The sequence below is a fragment of the Aeoliella mucimassa genome, from assembly GCF_007748035.1.
Classification (GTDB): domain Bacteria; phylum Planctomycetota; class Planctomycetia; order Pirellulales; family Lacipirellulaceae; genus Aeoliella; species Aeoliella mucimassa.
The window spans coordinates 2,075,253-2,097,075 of the sequence record NZ_CP036278.1; the positions used below are offsets into that span (position 1 = coordinate 2,075,253).

A 21,823-nucleotide genomic window follows, 5' to 3' on the forward strand; every position below is an offset into this window, starting at 1 on the left:
CTCGGGGACTCCCCAAACCAATGGGGGCTCGCCCGAGTGTTGGCTCGATTGGGCGCGTCCTCAACAGCGACAGGAGCGCTGCCAACATGCAGATCTGGCCGGCCATTGATCTACGCGGAGGAAAGTGCGTACGTCTTCGACAGGGAGACTACGCGCAGGAAACCGTGTTCAACGACGACCCTGTTTCCGTGGCCAAGGAGTTTGCGGCTGCTGGCGCGAAGCATTTACACATCGTCGATCTCGACGGCGCCCGCGAAGGGCTGCCAGTGAACCTGCCGAGCGTGCAGGACATCGTGAACGCGGTCGACATGGAATGCGAACTCGGCGGCGGCGTGCGTGACGAACAAGCGATTATCGAGCTGCTGGGCTTTGGCATCGATCGACTGGTGGTCGGCACTTCGGCCATTAAGCAGCCCGACTGGTTCCGCGACACCTGTCGGAAGTTCCCCAACAAGCTGGTGCTCGGCATCGACGCCCGCGACGGCATGGTCGCCACCGACGGTTGGTTGGAGACCAGCAGCGTGTCGGCCTTGGAACTCGCCCGCCAGTTCGAAGGTGAGCCGATTGCCGCGCTGGTGTATACCGATATTGCCACCGATGGCATGATGGCCGGCCCCAACGTGCGGGCGATGCGAGATATGCAAGCCGCGCTCGATCTTCCGGTCGTCGCATCCGGTGGAGTAACGACGCTCGACGACGTACGCGACCTGGCTCAGGCGGGCCTGTCGGGTGCCATTGTCGGACGTGCTTTGTACGAGGGGGCTTTCCAGCTCTCCGACGCTATCCAAATTGCTCAGGAGGCTGCCGACAAATAGACCAACGCGCCCGGCATTGCGCCGGTTTATGTGCCGAACAAGCACATCACCCTGAATCACAAGGCCGCTCCGACGGTCCTTCTCTTCCACAGATTGGAGTCATACGATGTCTAGAAACGTCGACGATTTAAGGAATATTGCTGTCTGCGGCCACGGTTCGGCGGGCAAGACCTCGCTGGTGGATCACTTGCTCGTCAAAACGGGAGCGGTTTCTGGGAATCCAAACGTCGACGATGGCAACAGCATTTGCGATTTCGACGAAGAAGAGAAGCATCACAAGCACTCCATCGAAGCGGCCATCACGCATCTGGAGCATGGCGGAAAGTTCCTTACCCTTATCGACACCCCGGGCTATCCCGACTTGATCGGCCAAACCATCGGCGCGCTGCGCGGGGTGGACAATGCCTTGATCTGCATCGATGGCCATGCGGGCATCAAAGTGAACACGCGTCGCGTGTGGAAAGAATCCGGCGAGCGCGGGCTCGGCCGCGTGCTTTGCATCACCAAGTGCGACGATCAGAATCTCGACCTGGCGGCCCTGATGGAGACCATCCAAGAGGTGTTTGGTCCGCAGTGTGTGCTGTTCAATGTACCGCTTGGCGCCGGCGACGATGTGAAGGGAGTCGCCAGCACGGTGACCCCGCCGAGCGACGTGAGCGATGCAGTGCTCGACGTTGCCGACCTCAGCGAAAAGGCGATTGAGACCATCATTGAAGTCGACGACGAAGTGATGGAGAAGTACTTCGAAGGCGAGATCCCCGGTCCACAGCAACTGATGGAACTCGCTAAGCGCGGCATCGCCGAGGGGTCGCTGACGCCGGTCGTGTGCGTATCGGCGAAGAAGGACGTTGGTCTTACCGAACTGCTCGATCTGCTCACCGCCGTGACGCTCACGCCAGCCGATGTGGAGCGCACTGCGACTAAAGATGGCGATACGGTGACGCTCAAAGCCGATCCCAACGCCCCGCTGGCCGCGCAGGTGTTCCGCACCCGCATCGACCCGTTCGTGCAGAAGCTCAGCTTCATTCGCGTGATCTCCGGCACCCTCAAGAAGGACGACACGGTCGCTACGCCGGAAGATCGCAAAGGAATGAAGGTCGCCCAACTCCTGCGGGTGCAGGCCGACAAGACCGAGCCGGTCGACGAAGCTGGCCCCGGCGAGATCGTGGCGATTGCCAAGGCCGAAACGCTGCACACTGGCACCTCGCTTGGCGAAGTGCAACTGCCGGCCATTAAGTTCCCCCGGCCGATGGTGGGCCTGGCGGTGTCGCCGAAGTCGCGGGGCGACGAAACCAAGCTTTCCAGCTCGCTGCATAAGCTGGCCGAAGAAGATCCCACCATTCACGTCGAGCACGACGAAGAAACCCACGAGACCGTTCTCACCGGCATGAGCGAGCTGCACCTGCAACTCATCCAAGAGCGGCTCAAGCGTCGTGATCACGTGGAGATCGAAACGCACGATCCCAAGATCCCGTACCGGGAGACGATCACCCAAAACGGCGAAGGCATGTACCGCCACAAGAAGCAAAGCGGCGGCGCCGGGCAGTTTGCCGAAGTGCACATTCGCATGTATCCCTTCCCCGAGGGAGTTGCGGTGGAAGACTTCGCGACGAAGGAACGTTTCCCGCAGCTGAAGAACGTGCACTACCACGAAGCGTCGAACTTCCTGTGGGTCGACACCGTGGTCGGTGGCTCGATTCCTGGCAACTTCATGCCGGCGATCGAAAAGGGCTTTCTCGAGCGGATTACCAACGGCGTCATCGCGGGTTGCAAGGTGCAGGATGTCTGCGTCGAGGTTCACTTCGGCAAAGACCACCCGGTCGACTCGAACGAAACCGCCTTTAAGATGGCCGCTTCCAAGGCGTTTGCCGAAGTGTTCCAGAAGTCGAAGCCTTCGTTGCTCGAACCGATGGTCAACCTGCATATCACCGTGCCGGCCGACAACGTGGGCGACGTTTCCAGCGACCTCGCCGGTCGGCGTGGGCAGATGGTCGGCATGGACTCGGCCGGCGGCGGCATGACCACCGTCGAGGCCAAGGCCCCGCTCGGCGAAGTCACTACCTACGCCCGCACGCTCAGTAGCATGACCGGCGGCCAAGGCAGCTACAGCATGGAGTTCGCCGGCTACGAAACCGTGCCCGGCAACGTGCAAGCCGAGATCCTCGCCAACGCGAAGTTGAAAGAGGACGAAGAATAGATTGACCTCGGATGTCTCGCTCGGAAGATCTTGCCAATCCTTATGATGCAACAACCACAAAGCCGGAAGTCCCGCAACCGCGGGGCTTCCGGTGGCGGATTGTGCCGGGCATTCTGCTGCTCCTCGTTGGCGGTGGGGTGGTGCTCTATGGATTGTTTGCGATCATCGCATCGTGCATTGCGTTCCCCAGTGCCGAAGGAGATTTGGCCTTCGACTACGTCCTCATCTTCGTGATGGGAGCTTGGGCGCTTATGGCCGGATGCCTGGTCTCTGTCGCCGGAGTGCTTTGCTTCTATGGCAAACGGTCGCTGGTGTTCAGCTTTGCTGGTGTCGGTGCGATCATGGTGCTCTGCGCGGTAGCATCGATCTTGATGTTCTCATGATCCGCATCGCACGTTATCGCACTCGGAGCCAAGCAGCCTACACAGCCAGCGGTTCTAGCTCTAACTCCACCGCTGAAACACTCGCGGGCGGGAAACTCCACGCTGCTTGGACGCCGGCGGTTGCTCGACCTATCGTTTGCAGCGTGCGCAACGGCCCGCTGCTGCGATTGCCCAAGTAGTCCCATGACTGGGGCAGCTATAAACAGCAAGAAATAAGCGGCCAGTACTCCATTGCCGCAACCAACCGTACCGGGTGGCTGCGACGTCACGTACGCATGGAACTGATAGAGTCCCCTGGCGCCAAGCAAGGCGGGTAGGGCCGCCCCTGCTACCAACCCAATAAGCGTCCACTGCCAACAAGCCGCGACCGGCGACCGGCGAGGAGGCTCGGTTCTATCGCTCGACCTGGTCGACAGTCTCACTTCGATTCGTCCACAGGCTCTTTCACCAACTCGCGTACCTTGGCGACCGCTTCCTTCAATTCGCCGAGATAGACCAGGTTCCCTTTGCGATCGATGACCGCAGTGGTCGGAACGCCGCGCACCCCGTAGGCGGCCGCGGTGTCGCCGAATCCGTTGCCTGCCTGGTGGTCGTCGATGGCAAGCGGGTAGGTGATGCGATACTTCTTTGCGTAGGCAACCAAGTTGTCTTCGGGCATTTCTGACGCATGGATCGCCAGCACCACCACGGGTTGGTCGGCAAACGTGGCGACAGCCTTGTTCATGTCGGCGATTTGTTTTTCGCACTGGGGGCACCAGTTTGCCCAAAACTGCACGAGTACCAGTTTGCCTGAAGTGTCGACCGCATCGATCGCGCCCTGCTGGTCCACCCAACCCGCGACGGTGAAGGGGGCCGCTTGGTGTTGCGACTGCTTGGGAGTGGTTGGCTCCACAACGGGGCGCTCCTGCAGTGCGTATCGGCTGAGGTCGGTCACCGGACCGTTCAAGCGATACACATTGGGTCGGTTCGGATCGTCGGTCAACATCTTGTGGTAGTCGACCACCGTCGTATCGGCCGGCACGGGGGATGCAAACGCGTCGGCGGGCAACTCGTCGACAAGCTCCACGCTCGTCGGTTCCACGATTCGCAAGATACCTATCTTGCCTTCTCGCGACTGAATCTCGACCAACAGTTTGGGGAGTCGCAGACCATTGTCGTACTCTTGCGAGCCGAACTGCCAGATGAACTTCCCATAGCCCGTCGAAAAAACAGTCGATTTGCGATGCAGATGGCCGGTCTTCGCGTTGGCAACGAGCTCAAAAGTTTCAGTCTCTTCCTTCAATAAAAAGACATATTGGTCGCCGATCACTTCGCCATCCTTCAAAAGGGGCGGCATCAACTCCGTCAAATTCGACAGTCGATTCATGGCAAAATGGAAGGAGCGTTGGGGAAACAGATCGACCTGTTGATTGGTATCGTCGTAGTTTACTCCTTCGCTTCCATTAAACAGAACGTAATCCGCTGCTAAAGGTGGGGTAGACTCGGGAGAAGTCGTGACCGTTTCATTTTTGCAGCGGAGGCCATCGAACGTGGTGCGTTGAGTGGCCATGCGAAGCGGCTGGCCGGTCCACTGCTTGTACAACTCGCGGATGTCGGGCACGGCTGCTGCCGGAACTGCATCGAGAGTCGTTTTCACTTCCTCCAGCGATGCCTCGCAGGTACCTCGAAATAAGTTGGCCGTAAAGGTGCCTTTGGAGCTAGCCAGAAGGATTCGCTGTCTGGAGATCTCTGCTGCCATCTCAGCTGGAGATGTCGAGTCGGCGACCAGCACTTGGTTCGTAGCTGCTGGATTTCGTCGGGAACGGTCGAAGCGAAACTCGTAGTCATGCGCTTCGCCCGCGACGAGTACGATTGGGTCCGACTTCGACTGCACCGGCGTCAGCCCCCGCGGGTTGGTTTCGGTGAGCAACGTCACCTCGCCCGGCGGCAATTGCACCTCCAGCACTCCCTCGCTATCGGTCCCTCGATAATCGCTGGCGACTTGCTGCGTGCTGAGCAGCTGTGGTTCGTCCATCGAGTCGGTTTGGTAACGGAAGCGAATATCAGCAATGGCGGAGTCATCGTCCTCGTGCACCGCATGAATGCGTAGCGTCGCGGCTGCGGGCAAGCAGTACTGCAATTCTCGCGAGGCTTCGTCCCCCACGGTTAGCATCGCTTTTCTCGGCAGCAGCGGCGCGTCGAGCGGGGGATCGAGCAGCAGCGTGTACTCGCCTGGAAGAATCCTTAGTTCGGCGATACCACGTTCGTTGGTCCGACTGTTTGTGCCCGCGTACCTCGCTTGCCGCTTGGCGTGGGCCAGCACGCATCCTCCCGCGATGGGCTCTCCCTCGGCGGTGACCAGGTGAATGCGTACATCGCGCGGGCAGGCGAACTGGCCGGAGTAGATGCCGTCGCTGGTAGAAATAGTGCGGCGAATATCCGCGTTGGCTGGAGGATCACCTGTGAGGAGTGTGAGCTGCTTGGCGTCGTACTCCGGGCCGGGATCGATCAAGGCCATGTAGGTGGTGTCGGTTCGCAGTTGCGGCAGTGAGAAGTGGCCCAATTCGTCGGTGCGAGTGTCGCGGAGGTTGGCGGGAAGCACATCAATAGCCACAAAAGTGGAAGTGGTGCCTGATTCATTCTCCAGGCGACAACCGCGAATTTCCCGACCTTGCCCCTCGGGCGGACCATTCACCACCCCTGCCTGAATGCGGGCGTTGGGAAGCGGATTGCCTTGATCGTCGGAGATCACCCCCTCGAACACTGCTGGCGGTTCCAGCGTGAGTTTTACCGCGGGGCTGAAGTCTTGATAGAAACCAGTAAGCGATTTGGTGGCCGCTTCGCGCAAGCTGGCAGGCATCGGCTCGGGGCGAAACGTGCACTCCTCCGCCCAGGTAAAGCCATAGCCATCGGCGATGGCGAACACGCAGAACTCTCCGACCGCTTGCTTGCCGACTTGCTGCGACGAGTCGCGAAGCACTAGCACTTCGAGCACCATGGCAAACTCGCCCGACGCGTTGGTGGTCGCTTCGACCGGCGAGCGTTCGTAGCCGAAGCCATACTGGTCGGGCGTGCCGACGGCCATCACGGTCGCATCGGCGACCGGTGCTCCCTGGTCGTTGACCACCAAGCCGGCGATCTCGACGCGATGGATTTCCATACTCACGCCATTCATGGCTTGCGCCTCGCGGATCACTTTGACCAGGGAATTTGTCGGGGAGGCGGGTTCGTCTCCGAAGGCGACTGCCTGAACCATGAGACAAGCCATCCCGGCACAAAGAACTCTAGTCAATCGCATCGCTATCCCCCGATCGGTGTGTGAAGTCATCCATGCGGCGCGGCGGATGCTTGCAGCAACTGCCTCTGCGTCTCGCGTGATTCTAAGGTGTTCCAAGGAGCGAGGCAACAAAATCAAGCGACTTCAGCCGCTCGACTCGCACCCAAATGGCCAAGAATAATGCTTGCAATCGGGCGGCGATTTGCTCTAATGGGTGCAGTGTACAAATGGTTATATGTGTTGTTGGTTTGGAGGGGGCGATTGGCCCCTTTATTATCGTGTTGTGCCCCCGGTGTGGGGGCTTTTGTTTGGACTTACGTCGATCATGAAACTTGTAAGTGACTGTCGCTCAACGCATTGCAACTTGAGGCATCGTCGTAAGAATTGCCCCCACGATCGCGTTTTGGCCATTTGGGGGCAAATGCAGTGGGGGCACAATCGTCGAGGGATGAATCGTTGGAAAGGCTTTCACCTGCGCGATTCCGATGTGCGGATATGGAACCCGCTGGGTATGGTTCCGCACAGCCTAAAGCGGCAAATTTGCGGGCGAAGCAAGGCCGCGATTCGCCTCCGCGAGCAAGGTGGGCCAGATAGGCACGCACTGCGGAAAAACCGCCGCGAATGTCCCCCCGCCGGACTACTCGCCGACCCTCGACACCCTGCGGGACTGCCATACAATAGCGGGAAATGCATCGCTTTTTGAAGCCCGCGGTACGGTCTTATCCACCCCGCACTCCACATACATCAAAGAGGTTTTAGATGTCCACAATCATCGACATTCATGCACGCCAAATCCTCGACAGCCGGGGCAATCCGACCGTTGAGGTCGACGTGACCCTGGCCGACGGCTCGGTGGGTACCGCCGCGGTGCCGAGCGGTGCCAGCACCGGTGCTCACGAAGCCTGGGAGCTTCGCGACGGCGACAAAGACTACTTCCTCGGCAAGGGTGTCCAGACTGCGGTCACCAACGTGAACGAGAAGATTGCCGACGAACTCGAAGGCATGGACGGCTTGGATCAGGCCGCGCTCGATCAGACCATGATCGAAATGGACGGTACCCCCAACAAGAAAAACCTCGGTGCCAACGCCATTCTTGGCGTTTCGCTGGCTGCCGCCCACGCTGCTGCCAAGTTCTGCGGGCTGCCTTTGTACCGCTACCTGGGTGGTTCGAACGCCCGGTTGCTGCCGGCCCCGATGATGAACATCCTCAACGGCGGTGAGCACGCGGATAACTCGGTCGACATCCAAGAGTTCATGGTGATGCCGCTGGGCTTCGATAGCTTCAGCGAAGCACTGCGTGCGGGTTGCGAGATCTTCCACAACCTGAAGAAGGTGCTCAGCGAAAAGGGCCTGAACACCTCGGTTGGTGACGAAGGTGGTTTTGCTCCCGACCTGAAGGCCAACGCCGAAGCGTTCGACGTGATTTTGACCGCGATCGAAAAGGCTGGCTACAAGCCGGGCGAGCAGGTTTGGTTCGCCATGGACTGTGCTGCCACGGAGTTCTTTGATAGCGACAAGAACATCTACAAGATCGACGGCAAAGAGCTTGATCCGACCGGCATGGTCGACCTGCTGGCTAGCTGGGTCGATAAGTTCCCGATCTGCAGCATCGAAGACGGCTGCAGCGAAGACGACTGGGCCGGTTGGAAGCAACTGACCGACAAGATCGGTGACAAGTGCCAGCTGGTGGGCGACGACCTGTTCGTGACCAACGTCGAACGCTTGCAACGCGGTATCGACGAAGGCATCGGCAACTCGATCCTGATCAAGGTGAATCAGATCGGCACCCTGACCGAGACGATCGACGCGATCAACCTGGCTCACGACAACAGCTACACCAGCATTTCGTCGCACCGTAGCGGTGAGACCGAAGACAGCACCATCGCCGACCTGGCCGTGGCCTTGGCAACCGGCCAGATCAAGACCGGCTCGGCCAGTCGTAGCGACCGGATGGCCAAGTACAACCAGTTGCTCCGCATCGAAGAGATGCTCGGCACGACTGCCCTGTACGGGGGACCCAAGTTCGCCGCGAAGTTGAAGTAAGCACGATCGTCGGTGTTTTACACCAAGATCGTGACTCCCATAGCGAAATGCGTATGGCTAGCCGCATGGCTGGTCATACGCATTTTCTAGTTATGGGAGGGAAAACCTATGAATCAAGCGAATAACAACCAAATCGTCCTCTGCGTCATCGCCGGCGTATTGCTCGTCTTTTCGCTACCTTTGACCTGGATGACCATTCAAAATCCGACCGTTAGCTTCAACGGATCCCCGTTCGGCGACACTGCAATGAACTTTCCCATGTCCAACATGCTGCCAGTATCGATGAAAGTGACCGGGCTGAACGGTCATATCACGCTGGGAGTGCAGTTGCCGATTTGGCTGCTCGTGACGGCCGCCATCTCAGCGATCGGCCTCGTAGGGCTCAACATTGCCAGCGTGACGAACATCCCGTCGGTTACTCCGGTTCTGATATTGGGCGTGGTGACCCTGTACCTGGCGACCGGCATCTTCGCCGCGCTCGGCGGCAACGCCAGCCTGGGCATCGGCTACATCATGGCCATCGTCGGCACCGCGGGAGGAATGTTCCTTAGCCTTTCGCAAATGCTATCGGCTAAACAGACTACGGCTGCTAGCAACTCGAACGTATTGGAGGACTAAACCAAGAGCGTTGGAGGGCATTGCATGCCGCTAGGTGCATGCAGTGCAGGCTACTCGGCGGTGAGGTCCCAGGCGTCGAGCCATTCCTCCTGGACAGGCTCCATGTGGAACTCCTTCTCGAGCCGCTCGCCCATGTCGGACATGTGCCCAGCACCGTAGAAGATGCCGATGTTCCGCTTGCCAGCATCGAGCTGCTCGGAGAGCACCTTGAGGGCGGCTTTGTTCCGCTCGGAGATGAGCGTCGAGCCTTCCTCGCCGCCGAAGGCGGTGAGCAGCGACTCCATTTCGGCCATTTGCTTCGCCATGGCGATTTTGAGCTGCCGCGAGCGGTCCTTGGCGAACATGGCCTTCATCATGTCGATGTCGGGCGTGGCTCCCTCGGCGGTCATGCGGCTCTGTTGAGCGATCGACTGCCCAATCAGGCGAAAGTACATCGTGAAGATGCTCTCGCCGCGGTCTTCCATGCTTTGAAAGAACTGATCAGGCGACATGTCCGCGTGTACGAAGTTCTTTTTCGTGTAGTCGACCTTCTCGAGCTGGTGTTCCAGCTTGAGCATGTCCTTCATGCCGTTTTGCATGGCGCCGAGCGCATGGCGATTCGACGCCTTGGTGCCGCGTTCGATCACGGTGCCTTGCGGGGCTACCAGCTCGTAAAGCAGGGCGTCGTACGATTCGAACTTGTCGTTCAGCTTCGAATAGTAAGCGTTGTCGCCCACGTGCACGGCCCCTACGAGGTCGACGACAGCACCCTTGTAAGGAGACTTATCGGTGGCCTTGTAGCGAACAATGGCCACCTGCATGGCCGTAGGGCGGCCTTTGTCGTCCTTTTGGATGCGAACCCACTCGGCGCCGGGCGCCTGCTCGGCGGTTTTCTCTTCGGCCGCTTCCTCGGTAGCAGTTGCTTGAGCAAAGACGCGATTTCCGCTGGCCAGTGCCAGCAGCGATAGCACGAGGGCCCAGCAAAGCGATAGCACCGGAAACGTGGGATGGAAGCGGAATCGGTGATTCATGGGGTTTTAACCTCGAAACGCGGGGAATGGGCGTTGTTTCAGTCGCCTTTTTGCGGGCAGATGTACCTGAAAGTATAGGCCCTGATGGTGCTGGGGGGCAATTCGTCCGGGCAGCATTACCAGAGCATCCGGTATTTTCGTTACTCCTTACCAAAGTTGTTCAACTCCTACGACCGTCTGTTCCGATACTACCCACACAGACAAACTCCAACATCGGGGTGGCGCAGTGGATAAGCGCCTACCGGCCGCGCCTCAGCAAAAGGGTAGTAAACAAAAAATGTCTGCCTCCTCCATTAAAATTAGTTGCCTGACCGCCTTGTTGGCTCTCGGGCTCTCGTCAACCGTCAAAGCACAGTTAGACGACAGCTGCAGTCCATTTTACGGATGCAGTACGGACATGCAGTTCTTCGATCCGGTCGATCTCGACTTGGATTGTCGCGGAAGCGACTGTCAATGCGGATTTTTCTTCCGCTTTGACAAAATGGGTATGGTGACCACCGGCGAACGGGTTGTCGTCGGCGATCGCGGTACCGATCAGCTGGCGTTCCCCGTGTACGGTGGTACCCCGCTGGATCCCGAAACGGGACAACCCATCAATCGGATGGTAATCACCAACAGCATCCAGAACGCAGTGCCACGAGCTGTATGGGATCTTGGTGACCGCTACGAGTTCGGCTACTGGTCGCCCGAAGGTAGCGGCTGGTTGTTCAGCGTGCTCAACGGGCCCGACAACGTTCAGTCGTTCTCGATGGGGCTCGAAGACTTCCCGATTCCACAGGATCAGATTGATCAAGCTATCGACGACAACGACGATGACGATCTGACCGACGAGGAAATCATCGCTGATCTGATTGCCGAGTACGACGCCTTGGCAGAAGAGACAGTCTTTGTGTCCTTCCGCTCTTCGGTAGGAGCCTTCGCTGGATTCTTGGACGTGGACGAAGGTGGTTTGAACGGCATTGGGGATGGCGACGGCTTTGCCGACGACATCGACGAAGATGGCCAGCACGGTGGACAGTGGTTCGACACCGACGGCGACAACATTCCTGACACCCACGTCAACGTGTTCCCCGACTATGGTGACCTGGTCACCTTGACTACCGGTTTCTCGCAAGTCGACCTGAAGAATACGCTGAAGATCAACGGCTTCGAGATGATGCACGCTCACCGCTTGGATAACGATCACTTCCTGGTTGGTAAGCAGAACAACAGCTTCGAGTGGGGCTACGGTGTGCGGTTCCTGCAGTTGGACGACAACTTCATCTTCAACGGCACGGGCGGCTTTGCCCTGGGCGATGCTCGCTGGGATACTACAATCGTGAATAACATCGTAGGCCCGCAGCTTGGCTTCAAATGGAAGCGTAACCGTGGTCGCTGGGCTTTGGAATCGGACGGTAAGTTCATGTTCGGTTACAACGTCCGCGATTGGGAGCAAACCGGCTTCGCTGGTGCGGGTAAGACTCAGGGCGACGTGAACTCGTTCCTGCTGTCTCGTGCTAAGTCGTTCTCCTACGGTCAGAACGACGATGACTTCGCCCCGGTGGGTGAGTTGCGGATGAACTTGAAGTACCGGTTGACCGACAATGTGTCCTTTAACCTTGGTTGGACCGGCACCTTTGTCGATAACATCAAGCGAGCCAGCACTCACGTCGACTATGTGCTCGGCGACGACAATGGCAAGTACATGGGCTTCAAGGATGATGGAAGCGAAGAAATCATGGCCAATGCAATCAACATCGGTATCGAAGTTCGTCAGTAATTTGATACTCGACACTGCAAGCATTGCCTGATATGAATAGTTTACCCAGCCGCCGCTAGCAACCTAAGTGTTGCTAGCGGTCGCTGCGTTCGGTCTCGTATTGCACGAAACCGCCATATTTAGGATGGATAAGCAGCCCTTGCGGAGGTGCGACCCTTACCGAGGGTCAAGTTTCCGTGATGTCCCTTACCCTCAGAGCCGATTCAACCCGGTGGTTCACCTTAAATAAGGGCCACCACTATGCGGAATGGTCGATGAGTGGGGAGGCGGCACTGTCTCGAACTGCGGGCTGGTGCCGAACTTACTCCCCCTTCAGCCCCGCGGTCTTGTTGTCATCATGAGCCTACCCACTGTTCCGAATGCGGCCACCAAGCCTCATTTCACCCTCCCCAGTTGGGGCAGCGGCCGTCCCCTCGTGGACTGCACGGTCGCCAAGCAGCGTCGTTCGCTGGAAGACACCGCCCTGGACTTTTCGGCTACGAATCTCGTTGATTTGCTGCGGTCTCGTGCAGCGACGTATAACGATCGAATCGCATTCAGCTACTCTGTCGATGGCGAGCAGAACTTCCTTCGGATCACTTATGCCGAGCTCGACCAACGAGCCCGCGCTATTGCCTCGCGGCTGCAACGAGCCGGGCTTAGCGGCGGCCGCGCATTGATGCTTTACCCCTCGGGACTCGACTTTATTGCGGCTTTCTTCGGCTGCTTGTACGCAGGTGTCACCGCAGTACCGGCTTATCCGCCGCGGCGGAATCGCAACGCAGATCGCATCGAGCGGGTCGTCAGGGATGCAAAAGCTTGCATAGTGCTGTCGACGACCGACGCGCTGGCCCGCATGGAACACACCATCGACACCTCGGCGGAGCTCCGCCGGCTCCCATGGTGGTCGACCGACAACATTCCCGCCGCCGAGGCGAACGGGTGGCGAGAGATCTCGCCCGACAAGAGCGACCTCGCTTTCCTGCAATACACTTCCGGCTCGACCGGCGATCCTAAGGGGGTCATGCTCACCCACGACAACCTGCTGGGTAACGCGGCCGTGATTAGCCAAGGCTTTGGCACAACCGAGAATGACGTAGCTGTGTTCTGGTTGCCGCTGTATCACGACATGGGCCTGATCGGCGGTGTCATCAAGCCAGTGTATGGTGGCTCGCCTTGCACGCTGATGTCGCCCGCCCATTTTCTGCAGCAACCACTGCGGTGGCTGAAGATGATTTCGGCGACCGGAGCAACCGTCAGCGGTGGACCTAACTTTGCCTACGACTTGTGTGTTGATCGCGTGAGCGACGAGCAGGCAGCGCAACTCGATTTGAGCCGTTGGAACCTGGCGTTTAACGGAGCCGAGTTGGTACGAGCCGAAACCCTGCAACGATTTGCAGAGAAATTTTCCATCGCCGGATTCCGCAGCGAAGCGTTCTATCCCTGCTACGGTTTGGCCGAGGCGACGTTGCTGGTTGCCGGGGCCGATCGTTCGACTCCACCGCGAACGCGGACCGTCGACACCGTCGCGCTGCAGGCCGGCATGCTCACCGAGCCTGATCCTTGCTGTGATGCATCGCAGATGCAAACCATGGTCGACTGTGGGCGCAGCTTGCTGGATCAAGAAGTGCGAATCGTCGACCCCGAGTCGGGCGTCGAGTGCCCACGCGGCAAGATTGGCGAAATCTGGGTGGCCGGCCGCAGCGTGAGCAGCGGTTACTGGCAACGCCCGGAACTGAATCAAGAAATTTTTGGCAACCAGTTGCCCGGCGCCGAGCGACCTTTCCTGCGTACCGGCGACCTTGGTGTGACCGACGGGGCAGGGCTGCTGGTGATTGGTCGTCGAAAAGACCTGATCATCATCCGCGGTGTGAACTACTACCCGCAGGATATCGAAGAAGCCGCTCGTGCGGTCGACAGCGAATTGTCCACTTCGCCCACGGCCGCGTTTGCGGTGGAGAGCGGAGCAGGGGAGCAGCTGATTGTGCTGCAAGAACTGCCCCGCCGATTGAAGGATCGCGCCGACGAGATTGCCGCGGCCATTAGTCGACAGGTGCTCGAGTTGCACGACATTGCCCCGACCGACGTGGTAATGGTGCAAGCCAACTCGCTGCCGAAGACCTCCAGCGGCAAGTTGCAACGCTTTGCTTGTCGCGATGCGTACCTCAATGGCAACCTCAAGGTAATGATATCCACCAAGCAGTCGCTTGGTATCGCGGACGATCAAGAAGCCTGCGAGTCGCAGTGCGGTTGCTGCGATTCGTGCGAGCAATCGACTTCGGATCAGGTGATGAAGTCGGTGCTCTCGGTAATCGTCGACGTGGCGAAGGATCGTGCGAAGCGGCTGACACCTTCGACCAACCTGATTGAATTGGGACTCGATTCGCTCGAGCGGATGGAGATCGTGGCTGCCCTTGAAGATCAGTTCGGCACCCGCTTCCCGGAAGAGACCTTGCTCGACATGCACACGCCGAGCGACATCGTGCGGGCGATCGGTGTGCAGATGGCTGGCAAAACGCAACAAGGCGAGCGCCGTGAGGTGGAATTGGGCGACTACGACTTTGCCGAGTCTCCAGAGTATCGCCAGTTGCAACGCACGCTCGCTTTGGCCGACAACGTGGGTCTCCAGAACCCTTATTTCACAATTCATCAGGGGGTGACCAACGATCGTACTATGATCAATGGCCGCCAAATGGTGAACTTCTGTAGCTACAACTACCTTGGTATGTCGGGCGATCCCCTGGTGGTGGCTGCCGCACAGAACGCGACCGCTCGCTACGGTACCAGTGTGTCGGCGAGCCGGTTGGTGTCGGGCGAGAAGCCGCTGCACGGACAGTTGGAGTCGGCGATTGCCAACTTCCTCGGCGCCGAAGCCGCCATCACGATGGTCGGCGGACACGCGACCAACGAAACCACCATTGGCCACCTGTTTGGCCCTGGCGACCTGATTCTGCACGACGCGTTGTCGCACAACAGCATTGTGCAAGGTTGCAAACTGTCGGGCGCCCATCGGCGGGCGTTCCCTCATAGCGATCCGTTGGCCTGTCGCGATTTGCTCGCCCGTTATCGGCACGAGTATCGTCGGGTGCTGATCGTCATCGAGGGTGTCTACAGCATGGACGGCGACATTGCTCCGCTGCCTGAGTTCGTCGAGCTGAAGGAAGAGTTCAAAGCCTACTTGATGGTCGACGAAGCCCACTCGCTGGGCACCATTGGTCCTGGCGGGCATGGCATTGCCTCGCACTACGATATCGACGCGAAACGCATCGACATCTTGATGGGTACCATGAGCAAGTCGCTCGGTAGCTGTGGCGGTTACATCGCAGCGCGACGCGAGATCGTCGAGTACCTGAAGTACACGGCTCCCGGGTTTGTGTATAGCGTTGGTTTGCCACCGGCGAACACCGCGGCCGCCCTGGCGTCGCTGCGGCAGATCGAGCTGCAACCCGAACGGGTGGTTCGCCTGCAGGAGAACTCGGCCTTGTTTTTGTCGCTGGCCAACGAAGCGGGACTCGATACCGGAGCCAGTCGTGGCACGCCGGTCGTGCCGGTGATTACCGGTAGTTCCGAATCGGCGTTGCGACTGAGCGATCGGTTGTTCCGCTCCGGCATTAACGTGCAGCCCATCCTGTATCCGGCGGTGGAAGACCACGCTGCCCGGCTGCGATTCTTCATCACTAGCGACCATACTCCGGAGCAAATCCGCGAGGCGGTATCGCTCACGGCGAAGCATTCGCAGGAACTCGGGTGTGGGAATTCGGCGGCCTAACGCGGCAAGCCGACGCTCGGCGGTTCGTGCAGGTTGGCCCGTTTGCTCGATTGATTGCCGCCGAGCGCCTATAATTGGGGGTACCGGAACACCCTTCATCGCCCCACAGCGAGCGTTGCCATGTCGCAAGCGATTGTCGATCCTAATGAACTCCGCCGATTTGCGGCGAATCTCAAAAAGTTCAACGCCGAGCTCGAAGCAGGGCTCACCGCGTTGTCGGGCCAGTTGCATGGTCTGAGTGCCACCTGGCGCGACCAGGAGCATAAGAAGTTTGTTGAAGACTTCGAGCAGCACATCAAGGCGATCGCCCGTACCATGGAGGCGACCAACGAGCATGCTCCTTTCCTGATTCGCAAAGCCGAGCGAATTGAGGACTACCTGTCGCAGCGTTAACCACGCGGGGACGAGATCCCACACCAAGGACACCGAGGGCAAGCCAAAGGAATTACCATGCTCATCGGAGTCGTCTCGGATACTCACGACCAGCTGGAGCGGACTCGGCAGGCGATCGATCTGTTGATTGGTCTGGAAGCCGAACTGCTCGTGCATTGCGGAGATATTACTTCGCGAGCCATCGTGGAAATCTGCGCCGAGTTGCCGCTGTACTTTGTGTTTGGTAACCACGACAGCGACAATGTGCCCGAACTGGTGCAGGCTGCCGACGACTATTCTGCTTGCTCGCTGGCCTGGGGGGGAATGATTCAGGCGGCCGGTCGCGAAATAGGAGTAGCCCACGGTCACCTGCGGAGCGACCTGCGGCCGATAATCGAATCGCAACCCGACTACCTGCTGACGGGGCACTTCCACGAACACGCCGACTGGATGCAAGGCGATATCCGGCGGGTATGCCCGGGCGCATTGCATCGCGCCGATCCGTTCACCCTGGCGACGATCGACCTGACGAGGGACGAAGTACGGTTCCATCAGCTGAATTGAACTAGCGTTCCTCCTTATGCTCCCCACTCCTAGCATCAACTGAAACTCTGAGTCCCATGTCTGGTCCTGCTTACGTTCACAATATCGAAGCCATCGAGCGAGTCCGCCAGGCGTTGGCTGCGTTCGCCCATCAGGCCGACGAGGGGCTGACCGAGGTCGGGGCCGAGTGTCGCCGGTTGCTCGACTGGCTCGAGCACGACCGCCCCCGGTATTGGAAACGTCAGGTGCAGCTCGCCTGGGACCAGGTGGAGGTCGCCAAGAAGGAATTGCACCGCTGTTTGATGTTCCCCATCGCCGACGAGCGACCCAGCTGCACCGAGCAGCGAGCGGCCCTGAAAAAGGCCCAGGCCCATCTGATTTACTGTCAGGAGAAAGCCGAGCGGCTGAAAGGGTGGTGTCGTGAGGTGCGTCACGAGCTGTACGAGTACGAAGGTCGCATTTCGCAACTAAAGAGCTACGCGGAGATCGACGTGGTGCAGTCGATGGCCGTTTTGAGCCGGATTCTCGATCGAATTCAGGAATATCAGTCGCTGGGATCCCCGTCGGCCGTGCCAAAACTCGATGTTTCCAGTCTATTAGAAGAGGAAGTACAGACCGACGGCGACCAGGAACCGGCCGATAGCGACACCAAGGCCGAAACCGACACCAAAACCGAGTCTGAATAATCCAACAGGGAATCAACGATGAAATCATGTGATCTCCAATCGGGTGCAGGGCGGATTCGCCGGGCGCTGGAGCATCTCGAGCTCACCTGGGCCGAGGTATCCTCCGAGTGGAACGACGAAGTGAGCCGGGCGTTTGCCGAGCAGCACCTGGAGCCGATGCTTCCCGTGGTAAAAACCGCACTCGATGCCGTCGGCCGCATGGACTTGATGCTTCGCGAAGCGCAGCGAGATTTGGAGAGGTAGTTTGCCGCGCAGGCGGTGTTTAGTGAGAGTAGCCGGCCGACCACGGCTCACTGGTTCGGCCCGCTTGAGTTTACGACAAAATGCTCTAACCCCCGGGCCATCGGTTTGCTTTCTACTCGTCGCCAACTCGAATTGATGCGTGAACTGCAGAAGGATGCTAACGAGCGGCAATTGGCCGAGGAACGCATTCTGCTGGAGTTCGAAACCGCCACGCAGTCGGCCCGCGACGAGTACGATCGGCAGATCGAAGCGGGCGACAAAGACTACCTGACCACCAAGGTCGAGCGCGAGGAGTCGCACGGGCAGTACCTGGAAACCTTGACCAGCGATTACGAATCGACCCGCGACGAAACCCAGGCCGAGTACCGTCAGGTCCGTCAGCAGGTGGAAGCCAAGCACGCGACGACGGTTCGCCAGACCAAAGAGGATCGCAAGCAAGCTGCCTGGCAAGCATTGGCCGTGTTCGACGCTTCGAAGAACACCCCTCGCGAAACGCTCGAAGCGGTGCAGAAGGATCTCGTGACACGGCAGCAGCAGATCGATCAGCTGCACGCCGACACGGCCGAGTTGCTGCAGATGCGGCGGCTCTGGCGAGACGGGCTGGGGAGCGACTATGCGACCACCGGAGCGAGCAGCGACGACGCATCGGCCGACGTGAACGAGGCCTCGCCCGAGAAGGTGGACGAGCACATCGAACGGCTCCGCCAGCACGTCACCGCTTTGCAGGACGACCGACTGTCGCAACTCATGGAGGGAGCCATGCCAGCCGGTATGGCCTTCGGTATCTGGGTAGTGCTGCTGATCGCCATGGGCTTTATCGTCGGCTGGGCGAACTGCCCGATTTGGCTGCTTGGCAGTCTGGTGGCCGCTGGCGTGGTTGCCGGAGTCGGTTGGTTTGTGCTCCGTAAGCGACTCAACCAGTGGGCCGAGTCGACCTATCGCGAGTTCCTGCGTAGCTCGGCCGCCGCCCGCGGGGCGATCGACCTGGCCGCGATAGCCGCTAGGGAAAAGAGCCGCCGTGACGCCGAGAAGCTGCTCACGAGTCGCGATCATGAACTGGCCGACGCCGAGACCCACGCGCGGAAGACGCTCGCCGATATCGAAGAGTGGAAAGATAACCAACTGGCCCAAGCCCACGACACGTATCCCACGCGGCTGGCGAAACTGAAAGATGAGTATCAAACCGCGACCGCGACCCACAAGGAGAAGCATCGCGAAACCATGGCGTCGCTGGCTGCCAAGCTCGAAAGCACCAAGCGCGCGGCCGAAGCCACCCGCGACGAAGCCCTGGCCGCTGCCCAGCAGCGTCGCGACGCCGATTGGTCGGCCATGCGCGATCGCTGGTTCGAAGCGGTGTCGAAGCTGCGGATGCAAGTCGACGCGATGAACCGCCGGTGCGAGCGACTGTTCCCCGATTGGAATCACACCGACTACACCACCTGGCCCAAGCCCGACGAAGCGACTGAGGCCATCCAGTTCGGCTCCGCCACGCTGGAGCTGGCGAAGGTCAAACACGCGTTGTCGTCGCATACCGAACTTCGCCCTGAGTTCAGTGAACTCAAGCTCCCCACGATGATCACGCTCCGCGAGCAACCCTCGCTGGTCGCAACCGTCGAAGGCGAGGGCAAGCGGGCGGCGGTCGATTTGCTCGAAACCATCATGGTGCGTTACCTCACCGCGATGCCACCAGGCAAGGTGCGGTTCACGATTTTCGACCCCGTGAGCCTTGGCGAGAGCTTCTCGGCCTTCATGCACCTGGCCGATCACGACGAGGGACTGATCCACGGCCGCATCTGGTCGGAGTCGCGCGACATGGACGAGCAGCTCGCCCGGCTGACCGCCCACATGGAAACCATTCTGCAGAAGTATCTGCGTAATGAGTACGCGACCATCCACGAGTATAACGAGCAGGCGGGCGAAGTGGCCGAGCCGTTCCAGGTGCTGGCGATAGCCAACTTCCCGCACGGCTTCAGCGACTCGTCGGCCAAGCGGCTGCTGAGCCTGGCCACCGGCGGCCCGCGGTGCGGTATCTATGTGATTCTGTCGCACGACCGCCGGCAACGGTTGCCTAACGATTTTGCCATCGAGGATCTGCTGATGCCTTCGGTGCATCTCGATTGGGTGAACGACTCGGGCAAGTTCGTCTGGCGTTATCCGGCGTTCGAGCGGTTGCCGCTGGCGCTGCCGCAGCCGATCGAAGATGCGCCGCTCGTGCAGTTGATCAAGCAGGCCGGCAAGCAGGCCAAAGAGTCGATTCGCGTGGAGGTGCCGTTCGAAGCGGTGATGCCCGAGCTCGATAAACGTTGGACTCAGCATTGCGGCTCGGAGTTGGCGATCCCCATCGGGCGAGCCGGCGCGAATCGCTTGCAGTACGTGCGACTCGGCAAAGGAACCGCGCAGCACTTGCTGGTCGCGGGTAAAACTGGTTCGGGTAAATCGACGTTCTTGCATGCGTTGGTCACCAGTGGGGCGTTGCACTACAGCCCCGAAGAGCTGCAGTTTTATTTGGTGGACTTCAAAAAGGGTGTCGAGTTCAAGTCGTACGCGACGCACCGGTTGCCTCACGCCCAGGTGATTGCGATCGAGAGCGAGCGGGAGTTCGGCCTGAGCGTGCTCGAGCGTTTGGACGAAGAACTCCGTCGCCGCGGCGAGAAGTTCCGCTCGGCCGGCGTGCAAAATCTTGCCGACTATCGCGACGCCCATCCCGACGAGGCGGTGCCGCGAGTGTTGTTGGTGGTCGACGAGTTCCAGGAACTCTTTGTCGAGGACGACAAGCTGGCCCAAGAGGCCGGGCTGTTGCTCGACCGACTGGTGCGGCAAGGTCGTGCGTTTGGGATGCATGTGCTGCTCGGTTCGCAAACATTGTCGGGTGCCTACTCGTTGGCTCGAAGTACGTTGGGACAAATGGCGGTTCGTGTTGCTTTGCAGTGCAGCGAGGCCGACTCGCATCTGATTCTCAGCGACGAACGCAACCAGGCGGCCCGCTTCCTGAGCCGGCCAGGCGAGGCGATTTACAACGATCAAAATGGTTTGGTGTCGGCCAACCAGCCTTTCCAGGTGGTCTGGTTGCCCGATCGCCAGCGTGCTCACGAGTTGGAGGAAATCGACCACCTGCGCGAGGAGCACAAGCTGCCGGCCAACGAGCCGATCGTGTTCGAAGGCAACGCCCCGGCCGATCCGCTCAAAAATCTCGAGCTGATGCAGTTGCTCGAGCAGGGCAGCCAAGAGGGCGATAATGCCTCGGTTAGTACTGCCTGGCTGGGGGCCGCTGTGGCGATCAAGCCTCCGACGTCGGTAGCGTTCCTGCCGCACGGCGGGAGCAACTTGATGGTCGTCGGGCAGCAACCGGTCGCCGCGCTCGGCGTGATGACCACTGCTGTCATCTCGCTGGCCGCGGCAAACCCGGCCGCCCAGTTCCTGGTGCTCGACGGGGCACGACCCGAGGATGTCGGCTACGGCATCTGGCAGCAGGTGGTCGATTCCATCGGCCCGCAGGCCGAGATGGTCACGCAGCGCGACCTTCCAGGGGCCATCACGCGTGTGGCCGACGAACTGGCTCGCCGCGACGAAGTGTCGGATGAGCAGGCGCCGCCTATCTTTTTGGTGATTCATAATGCCACGCGATTCCGTGATCTGCGGAAGAGTGAAGACGATTTCAGTTTCTCGATGGATCGCGATAAGCCGGTCGCTCCCGATAAACAATTGGCCGAAATCCTGAAGAACGGCCCCCAATGGAACATCCACACCATCATCTGGTGCGATGGCTATAACGCGGTTAGCCGACTGTTCGACCGCCTGGCGATGCGCGAGTTCGAGATGCGGGTCGTCTTCCAAATGTCGGCCGCTGATAGCAGCAACCTGATCGACAACCCGGCCGCCAGCCGGCTCTCGCCCCACCGGGCGTTGCTCTACAACGACGAAACCGGCATGTCCGAGAAGTTCCGTCCCTACGGCATGCCCGAAGCCAATTGGTTGCAGGCCGCGGCCCAGCGACTCGCATCGCGCGCGGCGGTCGACTCTTCCGAAAGTGCAAGCTCGTAACTGTCGGTTGGTTGCAACGCTGCTGGCCAGCGTTGCAGCGAGCCTGCCGAAGGCCATCGGCTAGTTGAAGTCGTTCGGCGCTAGCGCTATACTCCTGTTTTGGGTGATT

Annotated in this window: 14 protein-coding genes; 12 read left to right on the top strand and 2 right to left on the bottom strand. The window is 59.6% G+C overall.

The genetic code is table 11. The features are described 5' to 3' along the window. The first annotated feature begins 86 nt into the window (after positions 1-86). From hisA to Pan181_RS08360, 3 genes are all read left to right on the top strand, one after another. A complete protein-coding gene (gene hisA / locus Pan181_RS08350) occupies positions 87-815 on the top strand; it encodes a 1-(5-phosphoribosyl)-5-[(5-phosphoribosylamino)methylideneamino]imidazole-4-carboxamide isomerase (RefSeq protein WP_145246390.1) in 729 nt (242 codons plus the stop codon). Positions 816-921: 106 nt separating this feature from the next. After that, positions 922-3,012 (top strand): elongation factor G, encoded by a 2,091-nt coding sequence (locus Pan181_RS08355; RefSeq protein ID WP_145246391.1) that lies wholly within the window; start codon positions 922-924, stop codon positions 3,010-3,012. A gap of 11 nt (positions 3,013-3,023) precedes the next feature. Beyond that, the gene (locus tag Pan181_RS08360; RefSeq protein WP_145246392.1) at positions 3,024-3,395 is read left to right on the top strand and encodes a hypothetical protein; all 372 of its coding nucleotides are present in this window, start codon (positions 3,024-3,026) and stop codon (positions 3,393-3,395) included. Between the two features lie 418 nt (positions 3,396-3,813). Here the strand turns inward: Pan181_RS08360 and Pan181_RS08365 are convergent, their stop codons facing one another. Then, positions 3,814-6,549 (bottom strand): redoxin domain-containing protein, encoded by a 2,736-nt coding sequence (locus tag Pan181_RS08365; RefSeq protein ID WP_197529044.1) that lies wholly within the window; start codon positions 6,547-6,549, stop codon positions 3,814-3,816. Positions 6,550-7,410: 861 nt separating this feature from the next. On the opposite strand from Pan181_RS08365, the gene eno reads away from it, so the two are divergent. Together eno and Pan181_RS08375 are read left to right on the top strand one after the other, a co-directional pair. Next, entirely contained in the window at positions 7,411-8,694 is a 1,284-nt protein-coding gene (gene eno / locus Pan181_RS08370) for a phosphopyruvate hydratase (protein WP_145246394.1), read from the top strand. 108 nt (positions 8,695-8,802) lie between these two features. Continuing rightward, positions 8,803-9,312, top strand: a complete 510-nt coding sequence (locus Pan181_RS08375; protein WP_145246395.1) for a hypothetical protein — start codon at positions 8,803-8,805, stop codon at positions 9,310-9,312. Between the two features lie 50 nt (positions 9,313-9,362). Here Pan181_RS08375 and Pan181_RS08380 read toward each other — a convergent pair whose 3' ends face one another. Further along, positions 9,363-10,322, bottom strand: a complete 960-nt coding sequence (locus Pan181_RS08380) for a hypothetical protein (protein ID WP_145246396.1) — start codon at positions 10,320-10,322, stop codon at positions 9,363-9,365. 397 nt (positions 10,323-10,719) lie between these two features. On the opposite strand from Pan181_RS08380, the gene Pan181_RS08385 reads away from it, so the two are divergent. The 7 genes from Pan181_RS08385 (at position 10,720) to Pan181_RS08415 (ending at position 21,714) form a co-directional block, all read left to right on the top strand. Beyond that, the gene (locus Pan181_RS08385) at positions 10,720-12,081 is read left to right on the top strand and encodes a BBP7 family outer membrane beta-barrel protein (protein ID WP_197529045.1); all 1,362 of its coding nucleotides are present in this window, start codon (positions 10,720-10,722) and stop codon (positions 12,079-12,081) included. 337 nt (positions 12,082-12,418) lie between these two features. Continuing rightward, positions 12,419-15,829, top strand: coding sequence for an aminotransferase class I/II-fold pyridoxal phosphate-dependent enzyme (locus tag Pan181_RS08390; protein WP_197529046.1), 3,411 nt, complete (start codon positions 12,419-12,421; stop codon positions 15,827-15,829). 120 nt (positions 15,830-15,949) lie between these two features. Continuing rightward, positions 15,950-16,222, top strand: a complete 273-nt coding sequence (locus tag Pan181_RS08395) for a WXG100 family type VII secretion target (protein WP_145246399.1) — start codon at positions 15,950-15,952, stop codon at positions 16,220-16,222. A gap of 57 nt (positions 16,223-16,279) precedes the next feature. Beyond that, on the top strand, positions 16,280-16,765 hold the full coding sequence (locus tag Pan181_RS08400) for a YfcE family phosphodiesterase (RefSeq protein WP_145246400.1): 486 nt from the start codon (positions 16,280-16,282) through the stop codon (positions 16,763-16,765). A gap of 56 nt (positions 16,766-16,821) precedes the next feature. Beyond that, positions 16,822-17,430 (top strand): hypothetical protein, encoded by a 609-nt coding sequence (locus tag Pan181_RS08405; protein ID WP_145246401.1) that lies wholly within the window; start codon positions 16,822-16,824, stop codon positions 17,428-17,430. A gap of 18 nt (positions 17,431-17,448) precedes the next feature. Next, the gene (locus Pan181_RS08410) at positions 17,449-17,673 is read left to right on the top strand and encodes a hypothetical protein (protein WP_145246402.1); all 225 of its coding nucleotides are present in this window, start codon (positions 17,449-17,451) and stop codon (positions 17,671-17,673) included. Positions 17,674-17,778: 105 nt separating this feature from the next. Further along, positions 17,779-21,714 (top strand): FtsK/SpoIIIE domain-containing protein, encoded by a 3,936-nt coding sequence (locus tag Pan181_RS08415; protein WP_197529047.1) that lies wholly within the window; start codon positions 17,779-17,781, stop codon positions 21,712-21,714. The last annotated feature ends 109 nt before the right edge of the window (positions 21,715-21,823 follow it).